21 protein-coding genes are annotated in these 23,390 nt (G+C 36.8%); 13 read left to right on the top strand and 8 right to left on the bottom strand.

The annotated features are described in order from the left end of the window. Positions 1–112: 112 nt before the first annotated feature. Both FDO66_RS21390 and FDO66_RS01950 read right to left on the bottom strand, forming a co-directional pair. Positions 113–1,735 carry a PEP-utilizing enzyme gene (locus FDO66_RS21390; RefSeq protein ID WP_220095141.1) on the bottom strand — a complete coding sequence of 541 codons (1,623 nt, stop codon included), beginning with the start codon at positions 1,733–1,735 and terminating at the stop codon, positions 113–115. Positions 1,736–1,746: 11 nt separating this feature from the next. Next, complete coding sequence (locus tag FDO66_RS01950; protein WP_141430731.1) at positions 1,747–2,592, bottom strand: PEP/pyruvate-binding domain-containing protein; 846 nt, start codon at positions 2,590–2,592, stop codon at positions 1,747–1,749. A 199-nt stretch (positions 2,593–2,791) separates the two neighbouring features. On the opposite strand from FDO66_RS01950, the gene FDO66_RS01945 reads away from it, so the two are divergent. From FDO66_RS01945 to FDO66_RS20670, 4 genes are all read left to right on the top strand, one after another. Then, positions 2,792–5,749, top strand: coding sequence for a helix-turn-helix transcriptional regulator (locus FDO66_RS01945; RefSeq protein ID WP_141430730.1), 2,958 nt, complete (start codon positions 2,792–2,794; stop codon positions 5,747–5,749). 205 nt (positions 5,750–5,954) lie between these two features. Then, the gene (locus tag FDO66_RS01940; protein ID WP_181444411.1) at positions 5,955–6,650 is read left to right on the top strand and encodes a hemerythrin domain-containing protein; all 696 of its coding nucleotides are present in this window, start codon (positions 5,955–5,957) and stop codon (positions 6,648–6,650) included. Positions 6,651–6,653: 3 nt separating this feature from the next. Then, complete coding sequence (locus FDO66_RS01935; protein ID WP_141430728.1) at positions 6,654–7,520, top strand: SDR family oxidoreductase; 867 nt, start codon at positions 6,654–6,656, stop codon at positions 7,518–7,520. A gap of 31 nt (positions 7,521–7,551) precedes the next feature. After that, positions 7,552–8,292, top strand: coding sequence for a hypothetical protein (locus tag FDO66_RS20670; protein ID WP_181444410.1), 741 nt, complete (start codon positions 7,552–7,554; stop codon positions 8,290–8,292). Positions 8,293–8,687: 395 nt separating this feature from the next. On the opposite strand, the gene FDO66_RS01925 is transcribed toward FDO66_RS20670, so the two are convergent. From FDO66_RS01925 to FDO66_RS01905, 5 genes are all read right to left on the bottom strand, one after another. Next, positions 8,688–9,965: a cation:dicarboxylate symporter family transporter gene (locus tag FDO66_RS01925; protein WP_141430727.1), complete on the bottom strand. Its 1,278-nt coding sequence runs from the start codon at positions 9,963–9,965 to the stop codon at positions 8,688–8,690. A gap of 200 nt (positions 9,966–10,165) precedes the next feature. Then, entirely contained in the window at positions 10,166–11,020 is an 855-nt protein-coding gene (locus FDO66_RS01920; protein ID WP_141430726.1) for a MurR/RpiR family transcriptional regulator, read from the bottom strand. A gap of 87 nt (positions 11,021–11,107) precedes the next feature. Next, positions 11,108–12,523, bottom strand: a complete 1,416-nt coding sequence (locus FDO66_RS01915; protein WP_258535534.1) for a sensor histidine kinase — start codon at positions 12,521–12,523, stop codon at positions 11,108–11,110. Further along, positions 12,513–13,199, bottom strand: a complete 687-nt coding sequence (locus FDO66_RS01910; RefSeq protein WP_141430724.1) for a response regulator transcription factor — start codon at positions 13,197–13,199, stop codon at positions 12,513–12,515. The genes FDO66_RS01915 and FDO66_RS01910 overlap by 11 nt, the downstream gene beginning before the upstream one ends. A gap of 151 nt (positions 13,200–13,350) precedes the next feature. Next, positions 13,351–14,364, bottom strand: a complete 1,014-nt coding sequence (locus tag FDO66_RS01905; protein WP_141430723.1) for a hypothetical protein — start codon at positions 14,362–14,364, stop codon at positions 13,351–13,353. Positions 14,365–14,831: 467 nt separating this feature from the next. Here FDO66_RS01905 and FDO66_RS01900 point away from each other — a divergent pair, with 467 nt between their 5' ends. Continuing rightward, entirely contained in the window at positions 14,832–15,068 is a 237-nt protein-coding gene (locus FDO66_RS01900; protein WP_141430722.1) for a DUF4386 family protein, read from the top strand. Between the two features lie 474 nt (positions 15,069–15,542). Here FDO66_RS01900 and FDO66_RS01895 read toward each other — a convergent pair whose 3' ends face one another. Then, positions 15,543–15,842 carry a LysR family transcriptional regulator substrate-binding protein gene (locus FDO66_RS01895; protein WP_395939745.1) on the bottom strand — a complete coding sequence of 100 codons (300 nt, stop codon included), beginning with the start codon at positions 15,840–15,842 and terminating at the stop codon, positions 15,543–15,545. A 103-nt stretch (positions 15,843–15,945) separates the two neighbouring features. Between FDO66_RS01895 and FDO66_RS01890 the strand changes: the two genes are divergently transcribed. From FDO66_RS01890 to FDO66_RS21440, 8 genes are all read left to right on the top strand, one after another. Continuing rightward, positions 15,946–16,941, top strand: a complete 996-nt coding sequence (locus FDO66_RS01890; protein WP_258535533.1) for an ABC transporter substrate-binding protein — start codon at positions 15,946–15,948, stop codon at positions 16,939–16,941. A 16-nt stretch (positions 16,942–16,957) separates the two neighbouring features. After that, complete coding sequence (locus FDO66_RS01885) at positions 16,958–17,878, top strand: ABC transporter substrate-binding protein (RefSeq protein ID WP_141430720.1); 921 nt, start codon at positions 16,958–16,960, stop codon at positions 17,876–17,878. Further along, positions 17,878–19,026 (top strand): phosphotransferase enzyme family protein, encoded by a 1,149-nt coding sequence (locus tag FDO66_RS01880; RefSeq protein ID WP_141430719.1) that lies wholly within the window; start codon positions 17,878–17,880, stop codon positions 19,024–19,026. The genes FDO66_RS01885 and FDO66_RS01880 overlap by 1 nt, the downstream gene beginning before the upstream one ends. 157 nt (positions 19,027–19,183) lie before the next feature. Then, entirely contained in the window at positions 19,184–19,948 is a 765-nt protein-coding gene (locus FDO66_RS01875) for an ABC transporter permease (RefSeq protein WP_141430718.1), read from the top strand. 4 nt (positions 19,949–19,952) lie between these two features. Continuing rightward, positions 19,953–20,693, top strand: a complete 741-nt coding sequence (locus FDO66_RS01870) for an ABC transporter ATP-binding protein (RefSeq protein ID WP_141430717.1) — start codon at positions 19,953–19,955, stop codon at positions 20,691–20,693. A 20-nt stretch (positions 20,694–20,713) separates the two neighbouring features. Next, entirely contained in the window at positions 20,714–21,559 is an 846-nt protein-coding gene (locus FDO66_RS01865) for a MerR family transcriptional regulator (protein ID WP_141430716.1), read from the top strand. Positions 21,560–21,562: 3 nt separating this feature from the next. Next, on the top strand, positions 21,563–22,417 hold the full coding sequence (locus FDO66_RS01860) for a sulfurtransferase (protein WP_141430715.1): 855 nt from the start codon (positions 21,563–21,565) through the stop codon (positions 22,415–22,417). 450 nt (positions 22,418–22,867) lie between these two features. After that, positions 22,868–23,389: a hypothetical protein gene (locus FDO66_RS21440; protein WP_258535532.1), complete on the top strand. Its 522-nt coding sequence runs from the start codon at positions 22,868–22,870 to the stop codon at positions 23,387–23,389. Position 23,390: the final 1 nt, after the last annotated feature.

The following is a 23,390-nucleotide window of genomic DNA, read 5'->3' as shown; positions in this document are numbered from 1 at the left end:
TCACACGGGATTAACATCCAATATCTTTAATTTTCGAAAGTCGCTCTAACAATAGTAAAGCGACTTTCTTTCTTTTCCACAAGCTTTCTAATTTTACAATTATGTTATTGGATTATAAAAAGTATACAACCCCATTGGTACCATCTACAGTCACTTGATCCCCATCCTTTAATATGGATGTTGCTACCTTCGTTCCGACAACTGCAGGAAGCTTATATTCCCTAGCAATTATGCTGGCATGCGACAGGATTCCACCAGCATCAGTAATAAGGGCGCCAGCAATTGAAAATAGAACAGTCCATGGTGGTGTCGTTGTTTTACACACGAGGATATCACCTTTATTTAGCTTTGCGAAGTCTTCTTGCCTGTAGATGACCTTAATCCTTCCAGTATAAATGCCCGCAGAAGCAGCGTTTCCTTTGAAGGATTTCCCTTGTTCTTCCCTGACGTCTTGGGGCAATCCAAAAATACGTTCAATCACCAGATCTGGGGGTAGGTTTGGTGGAGTACCAAAGAATGGCTTCGGTTTTATGTTCTGATATTCTTTAAATCTATTTTTATTTTGCTCAACGACATCATGGAGAGCCTTAGGCTCATGTAAGACTTCCAACAAATCGTCAAGGTATACGAAGAAAATGTCCTCTTTGCATGTAATAATCTGATGCTGAACTAAGGTTCGTCCTACATTCTTAAGGAAGTAGCGCGATTTTGCAGCAATCATCGCATCGATATAAAAATGATGATCCTCATCAGCGCCCCAACAGGCTAATGCCCATTTATACATCTTTTTAAAAAGGTTCGTCAGTTCACCATCGGGAAGGCGTTCGAATAATTCTTTCACCTTTGCATGACGTTCAGCAATGACTTGATTGAACTCCGCATCGAAATCGTAATCTTTTTGTACGTAGTTCATAATAATAGACAGGGAAAAGGATGGATTCTCAAACCAAGTTTCTTCAGTGAACTCATGGGTAAGAGCTGTACGGTGACCATAGATACTTAAGAAGTCCTTTAGATCCTTCATAAATTCCCTTCCCTCGGTTGTATGCTCCATCGATTCGACTGGATTCTCAGATGTCGTAAGAGCAGAGCGTAGAAATGCTGAGGATTTGACCTGATTGGCTAAGAGCCATAATCCACGATCCGTTTCAAGAGACATATTCATAACCCCCTGCAACAAATCATATACAACCTTAGTATTCTCTTCTCCAGTTACCTGTCGATAAACTTCCTCCAATGCAACCGCCAAAGATGTTCTGGGTATGGTGATTTCAAAGTGGTACTGCCAGGCTTTCGAATAGAATTCCTGTAATTCTTCAACAAAGTCCAATGCTTGTTTCAACGATAAATTCCCAACAGATCGTTCACCCAACTTCTTATAGAATGGCATATAGAATTCATTAACCTTGCGCTCTAAATATGATTTGATCTGAGGAAAAAATTCATCCATTTTTTTCTTATGCTTGATCATTCTCTCTTCACATGGCTCTGGATGAGGAGGCATCGTTTGATAATAATATCCATTATCGGACTTAACAATGAATTGAGTGATTGGCATTTTCATGTTTTCAAAGGCTCTTTTGGTTCCAGTAGTTACGGCAGGTATCATAAAGGATGCAAAAAGAGGTGTTAATGGTTTGGTGAAGTGGGTATCATCTAGCATCCAATATCCTTGCTGTTTTTCACTTTCGCTAAGTATCAAACTTTTTTTCCATTCTGATATATAGGGAATCATGATACTCTCCTTTAAGTTGTAATCTGTCTTGCTTGTAGGATATAGAGTTTTCCTTGCCGATATGCAAACTCAAGGTCAACGGGATAACCAAAAATTGTTTCAATGTCCATAGTTATTTTCTTTAGTTCATACAGCTGTTCCTCTCGTAAACTAAAACTTGATTTTTCTTCTGGGGGCATTTCGAGTATACGTGTCCCATCCTGATAGAGAACAACTTTGTATTCTTTATCTCCAAGTTCCTTTTTAAGGATCGCATTCCCTTGTTTTGAAAGGATGAAAAAGTCTGGAGTGACTAAGCCTGAAACAACCGCCTCACCTAATCCAAAACTTGAATTTATTACAATCTCGTCTTCGTTGCCTGTAATGGGATTTTTACTAAAGATAACCCCTGCTACATCCGCATCTATTAATTCCTGAACAATAATGGACATAGCTGGTACTTGGTCAACTGCAGAAAATCTTTGTGCCAGATAGGATTGGGCATGGCTCTGATAGACTGAAAGCCAACAGCGCTTAATCGATTCTAGTAAATTAACTGAGGTAATATTAAGAAGCGTTACAAATTGTCCAGCAAATGAGGCCGTCTCTAGGTCTTCTGCGGAACAGGAGGAACGAACGACCACAGGAGGGTTAACATATGCTTTATACGCTTCTTCAATTTCTTTAGACAATGAATTAGGATAAATCCACCAATCAGGATTGTCGCTTCTCTGAATTTCAAGCTCAAATGCATAAGACGTGATGATGAAACCTTTTGGAACAGGGAATTGGGACTGAAAAAGAAGCGCAAGGTTTTCGGCCTTTCCGCCGATAGCATCTTCAGCCTGTGTTTCTGAAAAAGGAATAATCCTACGCAAAAACTAACACTCCTTACTAGTAATGCATTCCTAAGATCATTATACGAATAAATAAGTTGTTCCTCTATCAGGTGAATGACGTATTTATATACATGTAATAACAAGATAGAGCAAAGGAATAAGTTTACAATACGGAGAATATATATCTTAAGATAATTAATTAAACCATGACTCCTTAAGGAAGGATTGTTTTCTAAAGATGATAATAAAAAAATCACAGATTGTTGAGAGGGAGAAATACTTAAACCAAATTCCTGCAATCATTGAAAACCTTATGGATGGAAAGGGAACAGTTGTGACCATAATGGGTGAACCCGGTATTGGGAAAACCAAGCTTACCCAGGAAATCATGAATATAGCAAGTGAGCTTCTATGCAAAATCTTGCTTGGCCGCTCTTATTCTGTCGGAAGTGATATTGCTTACACTCCGATTATTGAAATGTTTAATCAGAATTTCCGAGGTATAGATCCAGATAAAATAACAGCTTGGACGAAGGATCTTCCAGATTTAGGGAAGCTATTTCGCCGATTACAGCTTCCTGAGCCACCAAAAGTAGGAGACCCTGCATTAGAAAAGACACGTCTATTTGAGTCATTGGTTTGTCTTGTGGAACGAATGGCGGAAGGACAGCCACTTTTGATCATTCAGGAGGATTTGCATTTCGCTGATCCTGCTTCCTTGGAATTTCTCCATTACTTGAGCCGTGGAATGGGTATCACTCCTTTGATTCTAATTTTAACGATTGATACCTTTGAACTATCGATCAACCCTAATATAAGCGGATTCATTCAATCCTTACGAAAAGAAGAATTCTTTAAAGAATTTCACCTTAACCGCCTGAGTGAAATAGGGGTTACCCGTCTACTTACTGACCAACTGGGGAGTACCTTACCGGACGGCTTTATTCCTTTAATCATGAAACATTCTGAAGGAGTGCCTTTGTTTATAGATGAATTGCTTCATTCTTTACTTGAAACAGGCGCATTATCCATGCAAGATGGAGGTTGGACTCTCTCCGTACACTCAATCGATACCATTCCATATCGAATTAAAGAGCTGATTAAAGTTCGTATTCAAAGAATTCAATCCAAGGATAAAAAAGTTCTCCTCTATACAGCTATATCAAAGGGTACTGTATCCCATCGAATCCTCCATCGTCTCACACAGATGAATGAAGATGACTTTTTATTAGCTATTCAAAGGCTCAAATCAACAGGACTTATTTATGAAGAAATTCAGGAGATGGAGGTACATTACGGTATCTACCATGCTTTAGTTAAGGAAGTCGTTTACGAAGAGCTTCCTATTATGGTACGCCGACGTGCCTATAAATTTTTCATTGAGGTACTAGAGGAGAGTGGCTATGATGATGTTGAGTATTTAGCTCATTTGTATTATGGCGCTGGGCCTGAAGCAGACCCTGTACAAACCATAAACGTTTTCCTCAAGGAAGCAGAGAGAGCCCTTTCATTATATGCTTATGTATCTGCCGTAAAGTATTATAAATCTGTCCTGCAGCTCATCCAAACAGGTAAGATCGCTGAGGAAAAAAGTCGAATTCCATGCCTCCTAAAACGCTTAGGGATAGCCCATAAAATGCTGGGAGAACGCAGTGAGGCCCAGCGGTATTGTCTAGAATCCATTCGTACATATGTTCAATATAACGATCAAAAAGAGATAGCACGTTTGCATGGATTATTGTCTATTATCTTTTGGGAATCAGGAGACATTGAACTGTCCTTGCAGTATTTGGAGGATGGTCTGGCTATAGCTAGAAGACAGCATGATTCGCCTGAAGTCCGCTATGAACTTTTGCTAACTAGTCTGGTTTTTTTAAGCCGACTTAAAAGACCTGTGGAATATTGCCAAGTATATGAAGAAATTCAAGAGGTACACAAGCTGGTTGGAACACCCGAAGCTGCGGCTCAAGCAAAAGTAGCGGAAATCGATTATTGGACATGCTACGTCTATAAGGAAAATTACATGCCTGGGAAGGTTCAAATATTGATCGAAGACCTTGGCAAAATGGAGGTTGAAGATGAAGCGCTATTCCGCGGTTGCTACGTAAGCTCAATCAATTTTATCTTCTGCGGTCAGTACGAGTTAAGTAGAAGATACTCACAGAAAGCCTTTGAAGTCGCAAAGAGAATGCGTATTCTTGAATATGAGATCCGTAGTTATTGGATACAGGTTCAAGCAGATCTCTTAAGTGGTAATTGGAAACTGGCTCTACCCAAAATCGATATGAGCTTCGCAAAAGCAAGGAGAATCGACATTGGTAGACCTTTAATCTATGCCCATATTACAAAAGGGAGCGTTTATGCATGGATGGGTAAGTTTACAGATGCTCAGTTTTGCCTAGACGAAATGAAACGTCTTATCCCTGCCTTCCCAATAAAAGATGGGCACTTAATGGATATGCTGGCTCCGATCGAGATGATGATTGCATTAGGTACAGAAAGAGCAGCTGAATACTATGCTTCTATGGATCAAACACGACCTTATTACGTTGTATATCCTTTTTTCAACTTGGCACTGTGGGGGGAGATACAATTGGCCGCAGGCGATCGTATTGGAGCCCTAGAATCAGCAAAAGAACTTCTAGTTGGCAACATTGAAGAAAATCTTTTCTCTTGGGCACTAGGAAAACGATTATATAGTAAAGTTGATTTTGCATTAGGGAATAGGGAACCTGCTTTGGTCCACATAATTGAAGCAGCCAACCATTTTAAAAAGTTAAAAATGCCATTAGAACATTCGCGGTCATTACTTTTCTATGCTGAAATGATACTAGATAATGATCCAGATGAATCTAAAAAAAATTTACTCCAGTGTATGGAAATATTTGAGCATCTAGATGCTGAATATGATTTGCACCTGACGCAAGCACTATTAAAAAAACTTGGGGTTCGTTTGACCAAGCGCAACACGAAAAACTCTAATTACAAAGAAACAGAATTAAGCAAAAGAGAAATGGAAGTTGCCCGTTTAGTGTCTGATGGATTAACGAACATAGAAATTGCAGAGGCTCTTATTATTAGTCCGCGGACCGTAAGTACTCATCTTGAGAACATCTACAGACGTCTTGGTATCAACTCTAGAGCATCTCTTGTAAAATATCTAATGAAATTTGATCTTTCACTTGATAAACATTAAACAGAATGAGGTTAGCCGCTATTCACCCAATTTAATAGGGTAATAGCGGCTTTTTACGTATATTACGCTTTGAAAAAAAGAAATACGTAATCTTCGTTAAAAAGAATACGTTATTTACTCGATATGCCCCTAATTACAGTCATGATAATTTTATAAGTATGAACGAATGGTTCATATAAAAACCAAAACCAAAGGAGAGTTAAACATGTTTAATCGTTTTGATCTATATGCTCAAGTACACAAGGGAATCCGCTTCGCATTAAGCGGATTATGCTATCAAGCAGGATCGATCGACAGTTCTGATAACGAGAGAGTGAAATCTTTTGTCGAGGAGTTTAAGCAGGTTGTGATCATTCTGGAAGCCCATTCAAGAGATGAGGATGCACATATTAATGAATTTTACGAAAAATATGCACCTGAGACTTTACATCTATTGGAAGAAGAGCACAGTGTATTGGAACAAAATCTTGAGAAGCTTGTTGAACTAGTGGATCAGTTGGAATTGAAAAAGCAAGATCCCGCCCAGCATCAGAAGGTCTGGTACCAAATTAGTAAAGATCTAAACCACTTTACAGCGGATTACTTTTTCCACCTTCAAAATGAAGAGGGGCCTGGAATGAAGGCGTTATGGGAGCATCTAACGGATGACCAAATAAAAGAGATCTCCATAAATATCCGTTCATCCATTCCACCGCAAACGATGTCTATTTTTTTGCACTATATGATTCCAGCAATGAGCCATCAGGAACGAGTAGAGATGTTAAGTGGAATGAAGAAATTTGCACCGAAAGAAGCGTATGCAGGAGTTTTGAGATTAGCAGAATCCCGCCTAGACCAAATAAGTTGGATACAGTTGAAAACAGCACTTGAAGAAATCAAACCAGAAGGGGCTGGGTTATAAGGGATGAATATTCTTGTTATCGGAGGTACAGGTACGGTAGGAAGTCAGCTGGTTTCAGAGCTTTTAAAACGCAAAGCATCCGTTCGCATTCTTACACGAGATCCAAGTAAATATCAGCATATGAATCTAAACTTAGAATGGGTCCAAGGAGATTTGGAAGTACCTGAAAGCTTAGAGAGAGCATTTGATCAATTGGATGCCGTTTTTCTCTTAACCGGTCTGTCTAAGACGGAAACGAGCCAAGGAATTGCAGCCGTTGATGCGGCAAGAAAAGCAGGTGTTCCTAAAATCGTATTCTTATCCGTTCCAATGTATAAGCACATGTTACACATTCCTCATATTAAAAGTAAGATTGGGATCGAAGAAGCGATTAAGCAATCGGGGATGAATTATACGATTTTACGACCGAACAATTTTTTCCAGAATGATTACTATTTTCGTGAAGCAATTCTTCAATATGGGATCTATCCACATCCGCTCGGTTCGGTTGGATTGCATCGAGTCGATGTAGGCGATATCGCCTATGCAGCTGCAAACGCACTCCTTCTCAGTGGATATGAAGGAAAGGAATACCCCCTTAATGGACCAGAAGTATTAACAGGGGAAGCAATCGCTGAAACCTATAGTCGTATAACTGGTACTACTGTTCGTTATATTGGAGATAATCTGGATACATGGTATCAACAGGCTATTACGATGATGCCAGAATGGCTTGCTCAAGATTTTCGGGTTATGTATGAATCATTTCAAAATTTTGGTTGTCTGGGAACAGATCAAGACTTCATACTCCAGAAGCAATTGCTACTACGTGAGCCCAATTCATTTGAAGCTTTCGTAGCAGAAACCGTTTCTCGTTGGAAAAATGAATGAATAGTCATTATATAAAAGGAGATTATTAGATATGAAGAAATTAATTGCATTAATTGCATGTGGTATTTTAATAGTAACAGCTAGTGTGGTCTTTGCTTACTCTGGAGGCCAGTCTCAGAAAAAGCAACAGAAAGTAGAGTCATCAAGTACATCACATCAGCAGAGTATCCCAAAAGTTCTTGTGAATGGGGTAGGTATAAAGTCCGAGTTGAACCATTTCGCAGGTGAGAAACTATATGTATCGGTAAAAGAATTCGCATCATTATTTGATAAAAGCTATGAATACTCAAAGAAAGATAAGCTAGTAACGTTTAATGGGAAAACCATTAATATCCGAATTAAGTCAGGAGAACCAACTGCAAATATCAATGATTTGGCAGTAGCTGTAGATGCACAAAAGGTTAGCTGGGACGAAGATAACAATGAGTGCTATGTTCTTGCTCTTCCAAAAGGGACGATTCAATTAAATCCTCAGCCTATACCTAAAATGGGAGAACATTGGGCAAATCCTGAAGCAGGAGATCTTCCAATTGGACCAATTTACGGCGTTTACAATGGAAAACTAGTATTCCTTGAATATATGATCGATCAAGAAGACTTCATACAAGGAAAAAATCATGTGAACCTAGAAGGAATGAAAGGAGTACCGATGCCTCCAGTTGTTCAAGTTGATATAGAGTTTCAATCTCATGGACATACAGGTTTTGAAATTCCTCATTATGACATTCACAATTACTTTATTACGGATGAAGAACAACAAGAAATTGAATAATTAAGGAGAGCGGCTGACTCTACGATTGAGTCAGCTTTTCATAGCTTTGTAGGTGCCCTTTGAACTTAATGCTGGATACTTAAGGTTAAAGCTGAATTATGTATACACTACGCCCACCTTTTCGCAGTTATTTATGATACGGTACCCCCCGATTAATTCGAAACGCTCAAAAAAAGTGTCTGACCCCACAGTAGATTAATTAAAATGATTGGTTGATCCGCTTCAGGCATAAAAACTGCCAGAATGAGTAACTTCCATCGTAAATAAAGTTAGTGTGTCCCCACTATTATTATAAAGCGTAAAAAAAGAAGCTATTTTGAACACAAATAATCAAAATAACTTCTTTATCCAACTATCTAAATTAATTATATAAACATCATCTTATATATGTCATATTAAGCTACTTTTGACTTCTTGATAGAATCAATATAAGAATTTGCTTTTTCTTCATCAAACTGACCTTCCCATTTGGCAATAAAAACCGTTGCCAGACAGTTTCCAGTCAAGTTAACAGCAGTACGCGCCATCTCTAAAATTCGATCAATACCCGCAATAAAAGCTAACCCTTCTACTGGAATACCAACAGAGCCAAGTGTTGCTAAAAGGACAACAAAGGATGTACCTGGAACAGCTGCAATTCCTTTTGATGTTAACATCAATACAAGCATCAGTGAAATTTGTTCAGGGATGGATAAGTGTATCCCGTACATTTGTGCAATAAATAGCGATGCCAACGCTTGATATAATGTTGCACCGTCTAGATTAAAGGTATATCCCGTCGGCAGCACAAAGGATGTAATTCCTTTTGGACATCCATAAGACTCGAGCTTTTGCATAACCTTTGGCAAAACAGTTTCTGAGCTTGCTGTAGAATAAGCGAGCAAGAGTTCATCTTTTACCAAACGCAGCAAAGGGATCAGTTTAATTTTGGCGATTTTACAAATCAATCCAAAGACTCCCACAACTAAAAATATCATGCTTGCATACACAAGCAACGCGAACTTTCCAAGAGGAATCAGAGAGGACAATCCAAATTTAGAAACTGTTATACCAATTAAAGCAAATACTCCAAACGGCGCTAATTTCATAATTTGGTTTGTAACCCAAAACATCGTTTCTGCAACGCCTTGGAAAAAAGATAAAACAGGCTTCCCTCTTTCTCCTATTGCAGCAACACCCATTCCAAATAGAACAGAAAAGAAAACAACAGCTAGCATATCTCCTTGTACGAAAGCATTAAAAATATTGGTAGGAATAATATTTACAAATGTATCCATAAAACTATGTTCTTCCACATGTTTGGTTGTTTCTACATAGGAAGAAATATCGGTTTTCGAGAGATGAGCCATATCGACTCCTGCTCCCGGTTGAAAAATGTTCCCGAACAATAAACCTAAAATAATGGCGATTGTTGTAACAACCTCAAAATAAAGAATGGTCTTAAAACCTAGCTTCCCTATCTTCTTTAGATCACCAACACCTGCAATACCAGCAATAATGGAAGAGATGACGATAGGCAGCACAATCATTTTAATAGAATGCATAAATATATCAGCTATTGGCTGTAAATAAGTTGATACTGACGGATTGCCGTAGTAAACAGCGCCGATAATAATCCCAAGTATCAACCCTATGAATATCTGCACTGCTAAAGAAACTTTTAATTTCTTCACTTTTTTCACTCCTTAAAATAAACAAAATATTTCATAATTAAAATAAAAACGGAATATTTATTTCATAATAACCGTACCTTGACTAAAAAGAAAGAGTTGTATCAAAATTTTTTTGTTTTTACGAGTGAAAGTTTGAAATTTCGCCCTATTTTGGCATCAAGAAGACAAAAATAAAGACATAAGCCTAAAGAGACTTATGTCTATTGTTTTTTATAAAAAACATCTAAATTTTCCCAAACATCTTCCAAAAGTGCTAGTTTATCTTGAAAATTTGTTTGGTTTGCTTTTGCTACAGCAATAATTAAGGCATTAATAAGACTAAACGGTGCAACAAATGACTCGATAAAACTTAGCATTTGACTGTTTGCGGTTAATGTAATGTCTGCATGTGGAACAAGAGGAGACAGCAAGTTATCCGTTATCGCAATAGTGGTAGCTTCTCTTTTCTTTGCATAGGATAATACTTGTACCGTACTTTTCGCATACCGTGCAAAACTAATCCCAACCACAACATCCTCTTCACTCAAGTCATATAGATGTTCTGAAGCATTTTCAATCAGATGTATTAGTTCCACTTTTTCTAACATAAATTGAAGATAATATTGTAGAAAAACACCTAATGCGGTTGCACTCCTATTGGCTACAATATAAATACTTTTTCCCTTTGCCAATGCTTCAACAGCTTCTTTAAAAGATTCCATATCCAACTTTTCGATGGTGGCTTTAATATTTTCGATATCGCCTAAAAAGATATCGTATACTGCTTGATCTTCATCCACATACATCTTCTTTGACAATGCAAATTTTTCAGTCGAGGTAAGTTGTCGTTGAGCATTACTTTGCAGCTCTTGATTTAATTCTGGGTATCCGGAATAGCCTAAATAGGTAGCAAATCGAATAACTGTTGCATGACCGACACCTGTTACTTGTGCCAATTTATCCGCCGTCAAAAAAGGAACTGTATTGGGATTTTCTAAAATATATTTTGCTATTTTTTGAAAAGACTTGCTCATATTTGGAAAAAGCTCCGCAATACGCTTATTAATATTTCCCATTAAATTTGTTATCTCCTCTCCCTATCATTGCTTTTAAATTTCATTATTTATTCTATCTACGATTGGTGCCTGATACCATGTATTAATCTACTCTTTATTCCACACAATCGAAAAAGTGCTTCCTTCTTTTGTGCTTTGTTTTAATAGCAGGTCTGCTTTTAGCGTTTTGGCAAGCATTTTACTGAAAGGGAGTCCTAATCCGAGCCCTCTCACTTTTAATTTTTTCTTTTCACCTCGGAAGAATCGTTCAAAAATATATGGCTGTTCCTCTAAAGGAATTCCTGTCCCAGTATCTTTAACATCAATCGAATCTTCCGATAGACTGACAGTGATGGACCTATGTTCATTCATTGCTTGATAAGAATTGTTTAACAAATTAATCAAAATTTGTTTTAGACGAAGAGGGTCTGTTGTTCGATATATAGGCAATTCTGGTAATTTTACTTGATAATGAACAGGATGCTGTTGAGTGACTGCCCATTCTCGGACAATTTCCTTAATTAATAGATTCATATGACAATGCTCGGGCCTAATCGAGAAAGCACCTGCAGATAATGAGTTAAAATCCAATAAATCTTCAATCATCGTCTGCAGACGTCCGACTTCCTTTAAGGTAATATCTAAAAATTCTTTACTCTCTTCTCCTTTTACAATCCCATCTCGAACAGCCTGAACAAGTCCGCTAATAGATGTCACAGGTGTTTTCAAATCGTGAGTTACCCCAGCTAATAACTCAGCACGAAGCTTTTCAAGCTGCATTAGACGATTCGTCATTTCTTTAAAGGAACTAACTAGTTCAAATATTTCCTCTTCATTAATAGAAGTGTTTAGATCAAATTCATAGTTTCCTTCTCTTATTTGTGTAGCTGCATGGGCTACCTCTTGAATGGGTCTTAGTAATTTCTTAGCGAGAAAGTAAATGACAACCCATCCTAATAATCCTAAACCTACTAATAAAACAATTAACAAACGATATTCTTGTTTGACATCTGTTAATTCATCGGAGTTTTGCATGAGGACAACCCAACCCACTTTATTTTCTCCGTCCATGATGGGGGATTTTACAGCATAAACCTCTTCATTTTGCACCTTTATCTTCTGAGTAGTTTCATTATGTTCAATCACTTCAACTGGAACTCCGTCAAGTTCAGGGAACTTTCTATTTTTATGGGCCGGTCCACGAAGCGGTGGTCTTGAAAATATAGTCCTCCCATCCAAATCCGTAATGTATAGCTCTGGCTCCTTATCCAACTCAAGAACCTTTGCTCGCTCATTAAGCATTCGATCAAAAAGTGGGTCTCGTCCTATTTGTCCATTTGATTGAACAATTCGATGTGAAGTCTCAACCGCTAAATATTCCATTAAGTTTAAGCGACTTTGTAAGGTTGTTTGTTTAATCCACCAAAATGAACCGGCTCCGAGAAGAAAAAGACCTACTACAAGCGTAATAAGGTATCTTGTCGTCCACAGCTTAAGCAAGGTGGTTCTTTTTTTATTTTTCATAAACACAGAATTGATACCCCAATCCACGATGAGTTCGTATTTCCCCCTGAGTTAATGGCCAATCTTTCAATGCTTGTCTAATCCTCTTGATTGCTAAATCAACCGCTCGGTCACTGCCATCATAATCCATTCCCCAAACACTTTCGATTAAGTCTTCTCTTGTAAAGGTTCTATTAGGACGTTCAGCTAAAAAAATGAGTAAGCTAAGGTCTTTTGGTATCAAAATTACTTCTTCACCGTTAATGGTCACCATATTAGAATCTAAATTAATTTTTAAACTTCCATACTGCTTGCTATTTTCTGAATCGAGGACATTTGCTGAACGACGGAGCACCGCATGGACACGGGCAATCACTTCCTCCCCGACAAAGGGTTTTGTGATATAATCATCAGCCCCTTGATTCAGCCCCTTTAATCTATAATCAATATCTCCAAGAGCCGTCAACATGATTACAGGACAAGCACTTATTTTCCGAATTTCCTCAAGAGTACTCCATCCGTCCCTTCCAGGCAACATCACGTCAAGCAATACAAGATTAGGAGAGTGCTCTTTGAAGCAGAGGATAGCTTCTTCCCCATCAAACGCCTGGATGACTTCATAACCTGCATGCTGTAAATAGACACTCAAAACTCTTGAAATGGTTTGTTCATCTTCCACTATTAATATTTTTTTCATTTAAGACCTCCCTCATCTTTACTATATAAAGAATACTCACCAATTAACAAGTCTCCAATAGATGTTTCGTATATTTGTCTCATTCATGCCAAAAAAATAGGTCTATTAAAAAAACCCTCGATTTTAAACCGAGGATTTCTCTGATCAACCATTAAATTCCCATACCACCGCCAAAGGGACTTCCCTCTGGACCTTGGCCATGACTACCGCCAGGCCCTCCTTTAGATCCTCCATGTTGCCCGTGACCACCTTTTCCAAAACCAAAACCGCCAAATAAGTCATCTCCTAGTACTTCTTTCAACTTATCTGAATCTTTCTCATTGATTTCATCAACAAGTTCTCGTGTCGTTTTATCTTTCGTTGAGACATCAAGCTCTTTCGCTAATTCTTCCACTTTTTTCTCTTTTACTTCTTCTGCAATTTCTCGAATCATTTTTCCATCAATCGAAATATTAAACTCTTTGGCATCTTTTTTAACCTTTGCCGTATAAACTTCTTGAGCTATTTGATTGATTTCTTTTCCTTCAATGCTAATTCCAAGCTTCTTAGCCTCTTGTTTTACGGCTGCAGTAAACACTTCTTGAGACAAAGTGGTGAGGTCCTTTCCATCTGTAGATACTCCTAATTCTTTTGCCTTCTTATATAATTGAGCTTGTCTAATATCTTTTATTAATGTTTGAGCATCCTTATTTTCAGTCGTAACACCTAGCTCCTTCGCTTCTTTCGTAAGCTTTGCTAGTCTAATTTCTTCATGGAGAGTTTGTTCATCCTTTCCATCTGTTTTAATTCCTAGGTCTTTTGCTTCATTCTTTATTTTTGCTAGTCTAACTTCTTGAGCAAGTGTATTTAGATCCTTATTCGTGGTTTCAATTCCTAATTTTTTTGCCTCATTCTTGATCATAACTTCTTTAATTTCTTCGATTAATGTTTCAGCATCTTTTCCGCTTGTGTCAATTCCTAATTCCTTTGCTTTTGCTAGTAATTCTTCAGAGTTTCCTGCAAAAAATCCTCTTTCACCAAAACCCTTCCCCTTATGTCCCCACATGAAGTTTTCCACTTTACTATCTGTACCGTTCGTAATTGTATTATTAGCAAACGATGAAGTAGCATAACCTCCAAGCAATAAAACTCCTGCAATTGATAAACCGATTACTGACTTTTTCATTGAGAATCCTCCAAAGTTTTTTAAAATTTAGGTTCTGAAGATCCTTGAACCTTGTACTTTAACTTTAAAGCCCAAATAAGTCAGCAAAATGTCAAAGTGAAATTTTTATAAAATTATTCTTTTTATAAACATCCACTTAAATAAAAAGGTTTATCAAATTAATGAAAGATAAATGTGTCAGTTATATGTTTAAACAAAAAAAGCTAATTATTTCTCCGGCTTTTTAACTTCTATTCATTGTTCATCTAATATTCACCTTAAGATCCTATTAATTTCTCACAAAGTAAAAGACAAGTACCTTCTATGTACCTTTCAACATCTTTGAATATAATTTTGAATCTTTTATTTTTTTTAATTTCACCAATAACTTTTCTGTAGCAAATGAAAAACCAAAGCTCTTGACTTAAGTCAATGCGATCTTTCACTGCTTGAATTACAATACTCATAAACTTAAAGAGAGGTTTATTATGACAACACGTAGGAATGATCAAAATACTCAACATTCATCTGCAATAATTGCTGGTATATCCTTACTTATCATGACTATTGCGGCTTTTTTCTCATATGGTTATGTTCACAATTCATTAGTAGTTAGAGGAGATTCTGCTTCGACATTAAAAAACATCCAAGCATCAATTTCATTATTTGATCTCGAGATACTTGGATGGTTAGTGATTATTATTTTAGATATAATCGTTTCATGATATCACAGGAACATCCAATACTATTTCCCCAAGTTCTGTTTCACTTAAATCGGTAAACCGTTTCATATAATTTATGAGGATATCTTTCATACCATTTTCCTCTCGAAATATTTTTAGATTCACCCATTTTCAGTATATCAAGTTCTACAACATTTCATCAATTTTCCTTTGAAAAGGAAATGACTGTCTCTTTCTCATCATACATCCATTGTTAGATGGCAATATGGTATGGTTTGAATAAAGATAGGATCTTCAAGGAGATCAATTGACCCTGTTAAATGAAATCATCTTTATCACTTCAGTTCTATTATTTATCCTAACTTAATTCTAGTTAGTACTCCTCGTTTGTCAATACTTAGAAAACGCCGAAAAAACCTTCAGTATTTGCTGAAGATTTGGAACTTATACTAATCCTTGTATTCGTTACACCTGTTTTGTTCCGCCAATAGAATCAATATTAGTTGTACAGCATGATTAATTTGTCTGTTTAGATATCGCCCCAAAATATTCTACAACTAGCTCACGGAATTCCAGAGCAGCCCGCGAAATGTACCGACTCCTGTTCCATAATAAAGCTATCTCCCGTTCTAATTCGTGATTCTCTACTCGGAGATATGCGATATGTTCCCGTGGATTCCTTGCCGAGCTTGGTATGAAGGCTATGCCTATTTCTACTTCCACAAGAGTGCTTAGCCTTGCAGGTTCATCTCCTTCATATACATATTCAGGTATAAATCCAACAGATTTGGCATTATCTAATGGAATTTGACGTATAAAATTGAATTATAAAAATTATTGACACTCCAGTTAAGTGGAGTGTTTATAATCACTAATAACCAAGTAACACTATATGAATTATAAAATTAGGAGGTATATCGTGAAAAAAATTTTTTTAATCAGTGCAGTTGCATTATTTTTTTTAATCGCGGGATGTTCAAGTAACACAAGTTCCTTGGAATCGAAAAATCTTGAAAAAACAAAAGTAATTCTAGATTGGACACCAAATACAAATCATACAGGGATGTATGTTGCACTTGATAAAGGTTATTACAAAGATGCTGGATTAGATGTTGAGATCTCACAACCTGCGCAAGGAACTGCAGCAACATTAGTTGCATCAGGTAAAGGTGATTTTGGTGTTAGCTTCCAAGAAGATGTCACCTATGCGTTAACAAGTGACAATCCATTACCTATTAAAGCCATAGCTACTATTATTCAGCATAATACATCAGGTTTTGCTTCACCTGTTCATAAAAAAATTAAGACGGTTAAAGACTTTGAAGGAAAAGTTTATGGTGGCTGGGGTTCTCCCTCCGAAACAGCAATCCTGCAATCGGTGATGAAGGATAACCATGCAAATTTTAATAAGTTAAAAATTGTAAATATAGGGAATGATGATTTTTTCGCAGCAACAAAAACGAATTCAGATATCGGCTGGATTTTCGAAGGTTGGACTGGTATAGAAGCAAAACTTAAAGGAATTGAATTAAATTATATCCCGTTAACAAGTTTTAATAAATCACTAGATTATTATACTCCGCTATTAATTTCGAATAATGAGTTAATCGAGAATAATCCGAAGAAAGTAAAAGCCTTTGTGCAAGCAACAAGTAGAGGCTATGAATATGCGATTAAACATCCAAAAGAAAGTGCTGAAATTCTATTGAATTATGCGCCAGAAATCAACAAAGAATTGGCAATCGAGAGCCAAAAGTTTTTATCAGATAAATACCAAGCGGAAGCAAGTGAATGGGGAATCATGAAAGCTGACGTCTGGACAAACTATGCAAAATTTATGAAAGAAAATCATTTGATCAAGAAAAATTTAAACGTGAATGACGCATTTACGAACGAATTTCTACCTGGTCAATAAAGAGGAGGGTTAGACATTGAGACACATCAAAGTAATGTTAGAATACTTTCATCCTTGGACAAACTCTGCTGGATTTTATTATGCACGTGAACAAGGCTGGTATCGAGAAATTAGGTTAGAAATAGATTTTGTATGTTATGACCCTTATCGAGGAGACACGCTATCGTATTTGTATCGAAATGAAGTGGATTTTGGCATATTTCCAACGAATCGTTTGTTCGTTTATCGTGAAAAATCCCCCATTGTGAAAGGAATTGCAGCTATTAATCATACAGGGATGGAAGCCATTCAAACCATTAAAAGTACTGAAATTAAAAGGCCTGCCGATTTATCTGGAAAGCGTATTGCGATGAATCCCTCTCCCCGTGGTCTAGCAATGGTCAAATATTTAATTGAGCAAGATGGTGGAAAACCAGAGTTTGAAGTAGTAAATGCAGGTTATAGAGAACTGGAAGCGATTGACTTAGCAAATGGGGTAGCAGATGCAACATTTGGCAGTTATTGGGCTTGGGAATTACAGCTTCATTCAACAATTCCACATGACGAACGAATTATTTGGCCAGTCGATTCGATAGGTGCACCTAAATACCATAGTTATCTACTAGGCACGCAAGAAAAATTGATTAATCAAGATCCAGAACTTATCAGACAGTTTCTAGAGGTGACAGAAAGAGGATTCCTCGCCGTAGCAAAAGAACCGTTAATAGCTGCTTCTATCTATGAAAAAATCATTCCCTATTTCCCAAGTTATTTAGTGGAGTGCTCCCTTCCACTCATTGCACCAACTTGGTTAAATAATGGGCAATGGGGAGAGCAGCGAGAGGAGATCATGAAAGAGTACTCCGATTGGCTCGTACGATATCAGATTTTAGATGACCCGGATGGCTGGAAAACTGCTTATACAAATCATTTACTTCCTAAAAGGAGCATAGTGTAATGGCTAATAAAGAAATGAATGTAAAAAGTCACGGGATGACGATAGATTTAGTGGAACCTACTTGGATGATGATAACAATCGAGGAAATAGAAGCATTGCTTCTATTTTACCCTCAATTTAAGAAAGCGGAGAAATTAGTTTGGCATAGTCCACGGCCATTTTCCAGTGCAGTCATCAGCGTGATCGACGGTAAACGTTATTTCATAAAACGGCATGCACAAAATGTACGAAATGTGGAAGGATTATTAGAGGAACATGGAATTCTTCACTATTTACAAACGCAGGGTTTGCCGGTTAGTAAAATAGTGGAGGGTGTGCATAAGCAAACCGCTTTTTCATTACATGAATGGACATATGAAATACATGCATTAGGAAGTGGAATAGATTTATATAAAGATGCTATCTCTTGGTCACCTTTTTATTCTGAGCATCACGCTTACTCAGCTGGAAAAACATTAGCCTCCATGCATGTTGCTCTCAAAAATTACACAGCAGAAAAACGTAAGGTTCGTCCGTTAGTTTCTTGCTTTGAAATTTGGAATACAGGGGATCCAATTGCAGCTGCAGAGAAATTTATGATTCATCGCCCCGGTTTGGCAAATTACTTAAACCAACGCAAGTGGAAAGAAGATTTCCAAAATATATTGTTCCCTTATTATAAAAAGTTTTATCCTTTTGCATCATGCTTAGATCCTATTTGGACGCATAATGATTGGCATGCTTCCAATTTATTATGGACGGACCAATCCGATTATGCAGAAGTATCGATGATTTTAGATTTTGGTCTAAGCAATGTAACAAGTGCTGTGTTTGACTTAGCAACAGCGATTGAAAGAAATATTGTTGAATGGTTGGCAATAGATTCATATCAAAAACAAATTGTTCATTATCAATCATTGAAAGCGTTGCTGGCAGGGTATTTATCTATTCGGCCACTCACACAGGACGAACAAAATGCACTAGTCACGATTTTACCGATTGTACATACAGATTATGCACTAAGTGAAATCGATTATTTTGTACGAATGACAAAATCACAGAGGGACGCAGATTTGGCATATGATGACTATTTGCTAGGCCACGCAAAATGGTTCCAAACGGAAGAAGGGAAAAAGCTGCTGCAGAAATTAAAAGAATACCTACCGTAAAACAGCAAGGAATAGGAGAATATGCTAGGTTTTAAAAAAAGTTTTGACAAAAATATAAGATAAGGATAGATTATTAACTATTCCTATAAAAATACTATGTTTTAATATTACAAGTACAAAAACATTTGATATAGCGATGGTAAAGGAAGGAATCAATGTGACTGTTTTACAACGTATTGAGAATAAAATATATCCAATAACAACCATAATTTTATTATTAGTGGTTTGGCAATTTGTCGTCGTTTTTTGGCATATTCCCAAATTCATATTGCCTTCACCGATAAAGGTTATCCAAGCATTGATGGTAAATTTTCCGGTTATTTTAGACCACACAGAAGTCACATTGCTTGAATCTGTGATCGGGTTCAATATTTCTATCTTACTGGCTTTCTTATTAAGTATTCTAATGGATAACTATCCAATTATTAAAAAGTCAATATATCCATTAATGATTGTCTCTCAAACAGTGCCTACGATTGCCATTACTCCCATTATTATGATTTGGTTTGGCTTTGGAATGCTGCCGAAAGTGCTATTGATCGTGTTAGTATGTTTCTTTCCCATTGCCGTAAGCTTGGTGGATGGATTTGAAAAAGTAGACCGAGAGTATATGAATCTATTTAAAACGATGAAAGCAAACAAATTACAAACATTTTTGCACTTAAAGCTTCCTTATGCCATGGTCCATTTCTTTTCCGGTTTAAAAATAGCGGCAACTTATATGGTAATGACGACGATTATTAGTGAATGGCAAGGGGGAGTGAAAGGGATTGGTGTTTACATGGTTCGCGCAAAGAGTGCCTACGCCCTTGACCAATTGTTTGCTTCTATTTTGGTTATTGTAATCATCAGTCTTATCTTTATTTATCTAGTGGAGCTATGTTCAAAAAAAGTAACCCATTGGAAGCAAAGAGGTGTATAAATCCATGGAAAAAAAGCATTCTTTAGTGAAAACAGATGTGAGTATATTGCTTGAACAGATAGAAAAAAGCTACGGTGACACAAAAATATTAAGCGATGTTTCAATCCATGTAAAACAAGGCGAGTTGGTTACTATACTCGGTCCAAGTGGATGCGGTAAAAGTACGATATTTAATTTAATCTCAGGTCTGCAAAAGGCTGATGATGGTATTTTGCAAGTAAAAGAAGCAATTGGTTATATGCAGCAAAAAGACTTGCTGCTTCCATGGAAAAATATTATCGATAACATTGTACTACCACTAGATTTGCAGGGAAGAAACAAAAAAGAATCACGAGATCGAGCACTTGCTTTAATGGATAAAGTAGGATTAAGCGGATATGAAAATAAATATCCTGCAGAACTATCTGGTGGAATGCGCCAGCGGGCTAATTTCTTACGCACCTTTATTTCGTCCCAGAAAATTTTGCTGTTAGATGAACCATTTGGAGCACTTGACTCCATTACAAAAGGGAAAATGCAAAGATGGCTGCTAGATATAAAGGAAGCATTTGATATCACGATATTGTTCATTACCCATGATATTGAAGAGGCTATTTTGTTATCAGATCGTATTTATGTTCTATCGACGAAGCCAGCCAAAATAAAGAAAGAATTTAAAGTAGACTTTTTCCAAAAAAACAAGAAACAAAGGTTTACATCCGAAAAAATGTTGTATTTGAAAAATGAAATTCTCTTATTGTTATAAATAGCAGAAGGATGTGATGGATGGTGGAGCTATTTACGATTGGAAAAGTATCAAAAGAATGTTATATCCCCATACGGACATTACGATATTATGATGAAATCGGTTTGTTAAAGCCAGAGAAAGTTTCATCTGAAAATAACTATCGGTATTATACCCGTGAGCAAATTCAAAAAATACCTTTAATAAAGTATTATAAGGAGCTTGGATTTAAGCTGGAGGATATTAAAGCATTGTTAAGCCATCAACAATTACATTCACTAGATGACTATTTTAAGAAAGAAATAAGAGAAGTAGAATCTGAAATGAGGCGATTGAAGCAAAGACATTTTGCTATGAGCCAGTGGCGGCTCTTGCTTAAGCAAGGTCAATCTGCTTCTTGTGAAACAGACTACGACAAATTAAATATACATTGTATGACCATGCCAACTTATCAAACGGTCTCTTTTCGGTATTCATGTGAAACTATTATCAATAAGGATATTGAGTCGTACTTTAGCAATGCCTTTGTAGAATATTGTCATGCCCATAACTATTATACATATGGACCATTTATGCTTTATTTTGAAAATATTCAGCAGCGAATAGATAATAATGTTTTAACAGTTCAGTGTCACTCCACTGTTATAGATATGGAAGATACAGAATCAACCGCTGTTATTGGAGGTTTTCCTGTCCTTTCTGTCGTTTATAAAGGAAGCTATGATAAGCTCCCGAAAATCTATGAAAATATGCGGCGATGGGCGGAGAATCAACAAATTCGCCTGCAAAATCAGTCGTTTGAGCGCTATATTATTGATCATTGGTCCACAACGGACTCTAAAGAGTATGTTACGGAAATTATCATACCTATCGTTCAGGAGGGTTAAGCATTGAATCATATTGTTTCATTAGAAGAAGCTCATAAAAAATTACATGATGAAAATGTTGTTTTTATGGATGTACAATTCACCTTTGGAAAATCAGAGCTAGGAGATTCATATTATCAAAAACAGCATATTCCAGGGGCTGTTTATTTTCATTTAGATAGAGATCTATCAGGCCCTATTTTAGAACATGGCGGCAGGCATCCTATCCCAGATGCCTCTATCTTTGCGAAAAAACTATCTTTGGCAGGGATTGATAATGACACGGAAGTATTTGTATATGATAATACAGGCGGTGCTACTGCCGCACGTTTATGGTGGCTATTAAAATATTTTGGGCATCAGAAGGTTTCCGTACTCGAACACCCCCTTCAAAAATGGGTGGAACGTGGTTTTGAAGTGACTAGCGAACCCTCAACACCAACTTCGAAAGTATATATACCGAAAATTCAACCGAATACTACCGTTTCGATGGAAAATATTTTACAACATTTAGGCAGTTCTGAGCGCATTTTGATAGATGCAAGAACCAATGATGTGTACTCTGGTGAAAAGAAAACAAAGTATCCAAAAATAGGGCATATTCCAGGGGCTGTGAATATATTTTGGGAAGAGGTATTAAATGATCAATTAGCTTTCAAAAGTCCCGAAGAATTACAAGCCGTTTTTAAGCATGTACCAAGAGATAAAGAGATCGTTGTTTATTGCGGTGCAGGAGTTACCGCTTGTGCTAATGTGTTAGCTTTATATCAATTAGGCTACGAAAATGTAAAGTTATATGTTGGCAGTTGGGGAGATTGGGCAAGCTATAAACATACCCCCACCGAAATTGAAAAAAAGTATAATCCGCACAGGATTTAGTGTCCTGGATTTGCAGATGCATAAAGATCGGTCAACATTAGCATTGTATTTGTAGATACAGATTAAAATCTTAAGATTGGACAATTAATCATTGATTGTCCAATCATTAAATAAATATATACTTTTAGCCCTAAAGTTTCCCTCTACTTATGGTAAGGTTCTCCGAACAAAACATAATAACATGGTTAATTTTGAACACAAAGCATTCATATCTATATAGCATTTTCCCACAATCTTGTTGTGGGTTATATTTTTTCCTCAATATTGACTTCATTCAAAAAGCTTATTTTGGATAACTAATAATAAATTACTTATTTCCTGCTTCATATTCAAATTTAGACAAAATTATTAATTTTTGTTTTATAAAGCCCCTCTATTATGGTATCTAGCTGTTATGTCCAAGCTCACTTATTCCTTTTCCATATACTAATTAAAAAAGGAGGTGAGAAAATGAGTAAAAATAAAAATAGCTCTTCACACAAGGATGAAGAGAAAGTGAGTAATAATAAGCATAGCTCTTTATATACAGAGGAAACCAAAATAGGCGTGGCGCACCAAGAGTGTATTGACCGTGCTTATCGTTTTCCCATATTTTTAAGTACAACCACTCATTTAAATAACAACCAACAACGGTTTCTAAACCGTCTAATTTTAGAAATTGAGAATGCTTTGCTTTTTCCGCGTACATTACCTTTAAGCGAAAGTTATCCCGAGTCCATTTTAACTGATATTCGTCGGTTAGTTTCATCAAGCTATGGAATGTTGGCAGTAAACCTTCGTCGTTTTAAAATTCAAACAGTTGACGTAAATGCAGGACCCCTTCCGCCATCCACTCTTGCCTATATGATGTTTCTTAAAAATAAAATAGGGACCCAATGTTATAACTGTCCCTATTTATTGATAGTATATCATTTTACTTTATTGATTTTTTTACTCGCGATTACTTACTCTAACGTTAGTCAAACAAGGTGAT

It is taken from the genome of Bacillus sp. 03113, from assembly GCF_006546985.1.
Taxonomy (GTDB): Bacteria; Bacillota; Bacilli; order Bacillales; family Cytobacillaceae; genus VATK01.
The sequence above is the reverse complement of the archived record's forward strand: the minus strand, read 5'-3'. Positions and strand labels throughout refer to the sequence as shown.

What these genes read in the sequence shown, in the direction of transcription:
- FDO66_RS21390 (WP_220095141.1), bottom strand. Translation starts at nt 1,735, where the DNA reads ATGATTCCCTATATATCAGAATGGAAAAAAAGTTTGATACTTAGCGAA.
- FDO66_RS01945 (WP_141430730.1), top strand. Translation starts at nt 2,792, where the DNA reads ATGATAATAAAAAAATCACAGATTGTTGAGAGGGAGAAATACTTAAAC.
- FDO66_RS01940 (WP_181444411.1), top strand. Translation starts at nt 5,955, where the DNA reads ATGTTTAATCGTTTTGATCTATATGCTCAAGTACACAAGGGAATCCGC.
- FDO66_RS01935 (WP_141430728.1), top strand. Translation starts at nt 6,654, where the DNA reads ATGAATATTCTTGTTATCGGAGGTACAGGTACGGTAGGAAGTCAGCTG.
- FDO66_RS20670 (WP_181444410.1), top strand. Translation starts at nt 7,552, where the DNA reads ATGAAGAAATTAATTGCATTAATTGCATGTGGTATTTTAATAGTAACA.
- FDO66_RS01920 (WP_141430726.1), bottom strand. Translation starts at nt 11,020, where the DNA reads ATGGGAAATATTAATAAGCGTATTGCGGAGCTTTTTCCAAATATGAGC.
- FDO66_RS01915 (WP_258535534.1), bottom strand. Translation starts at nt 12,523, where the DNA reads ATGAAAAATAAAAAAAGAACCACCTTGCTTAAGCTGTGGACGACAAGA.
- FDO66_RS01910 (WP_141430724.1), bottom strand. Translation starts at nt 13,199, where the DNA reads ATGAAAAAAATATTAATAGTGGAAGATGAACAAACCATTTCAAGAGTT.
- FDO66_RS01905 (WP_141430723.1), bottom strand. Translation starts at nt 14,364, where the DNA reads ATGAAAAAGTCAGTAATCGGTTTATCAATTGCAGGAGTTTTATTGCTT.
- FDO66_RS01900 (WP_141430722.1), top strand. Translation starts at nt 14,832, where the DNA reads ATGACAACACGTAGGAATGATCAAAATACTCAACATTCATCTGCAATA.
- FDO66_RS01880 (WP_141430719.1), top strand. Translation starts at nt 17,878, where the DNA reads ATGGCTAATAAAGAAATGAATGTAAAAAGTCACGGGATGACGATAGAT.
- FDO66_RS01870 (WP_141430717.1), top strand. Translation starts at nt 19,953, where the DNA reads ATGGAAAAAAAGCATTCTTTAGTGAAAACAGATGTGAGTATATTGCTT.
- FDO66_RS01865 (WP_141430716.1), top strand. Translation starts at nt 20,714, where the DNA reads ATGGTGGAGCTATTTACGATTGGAAAAGTATCAAAAGAATGTTATATC.
- FDO66_RS21440 (WP_258535532.1), top strand. Translation starts at nt 22,868, where the DNA reads ATGAGTAAAAATAAAAATAGCTCTTCACACAAGGATGAAGAGAAAGTG.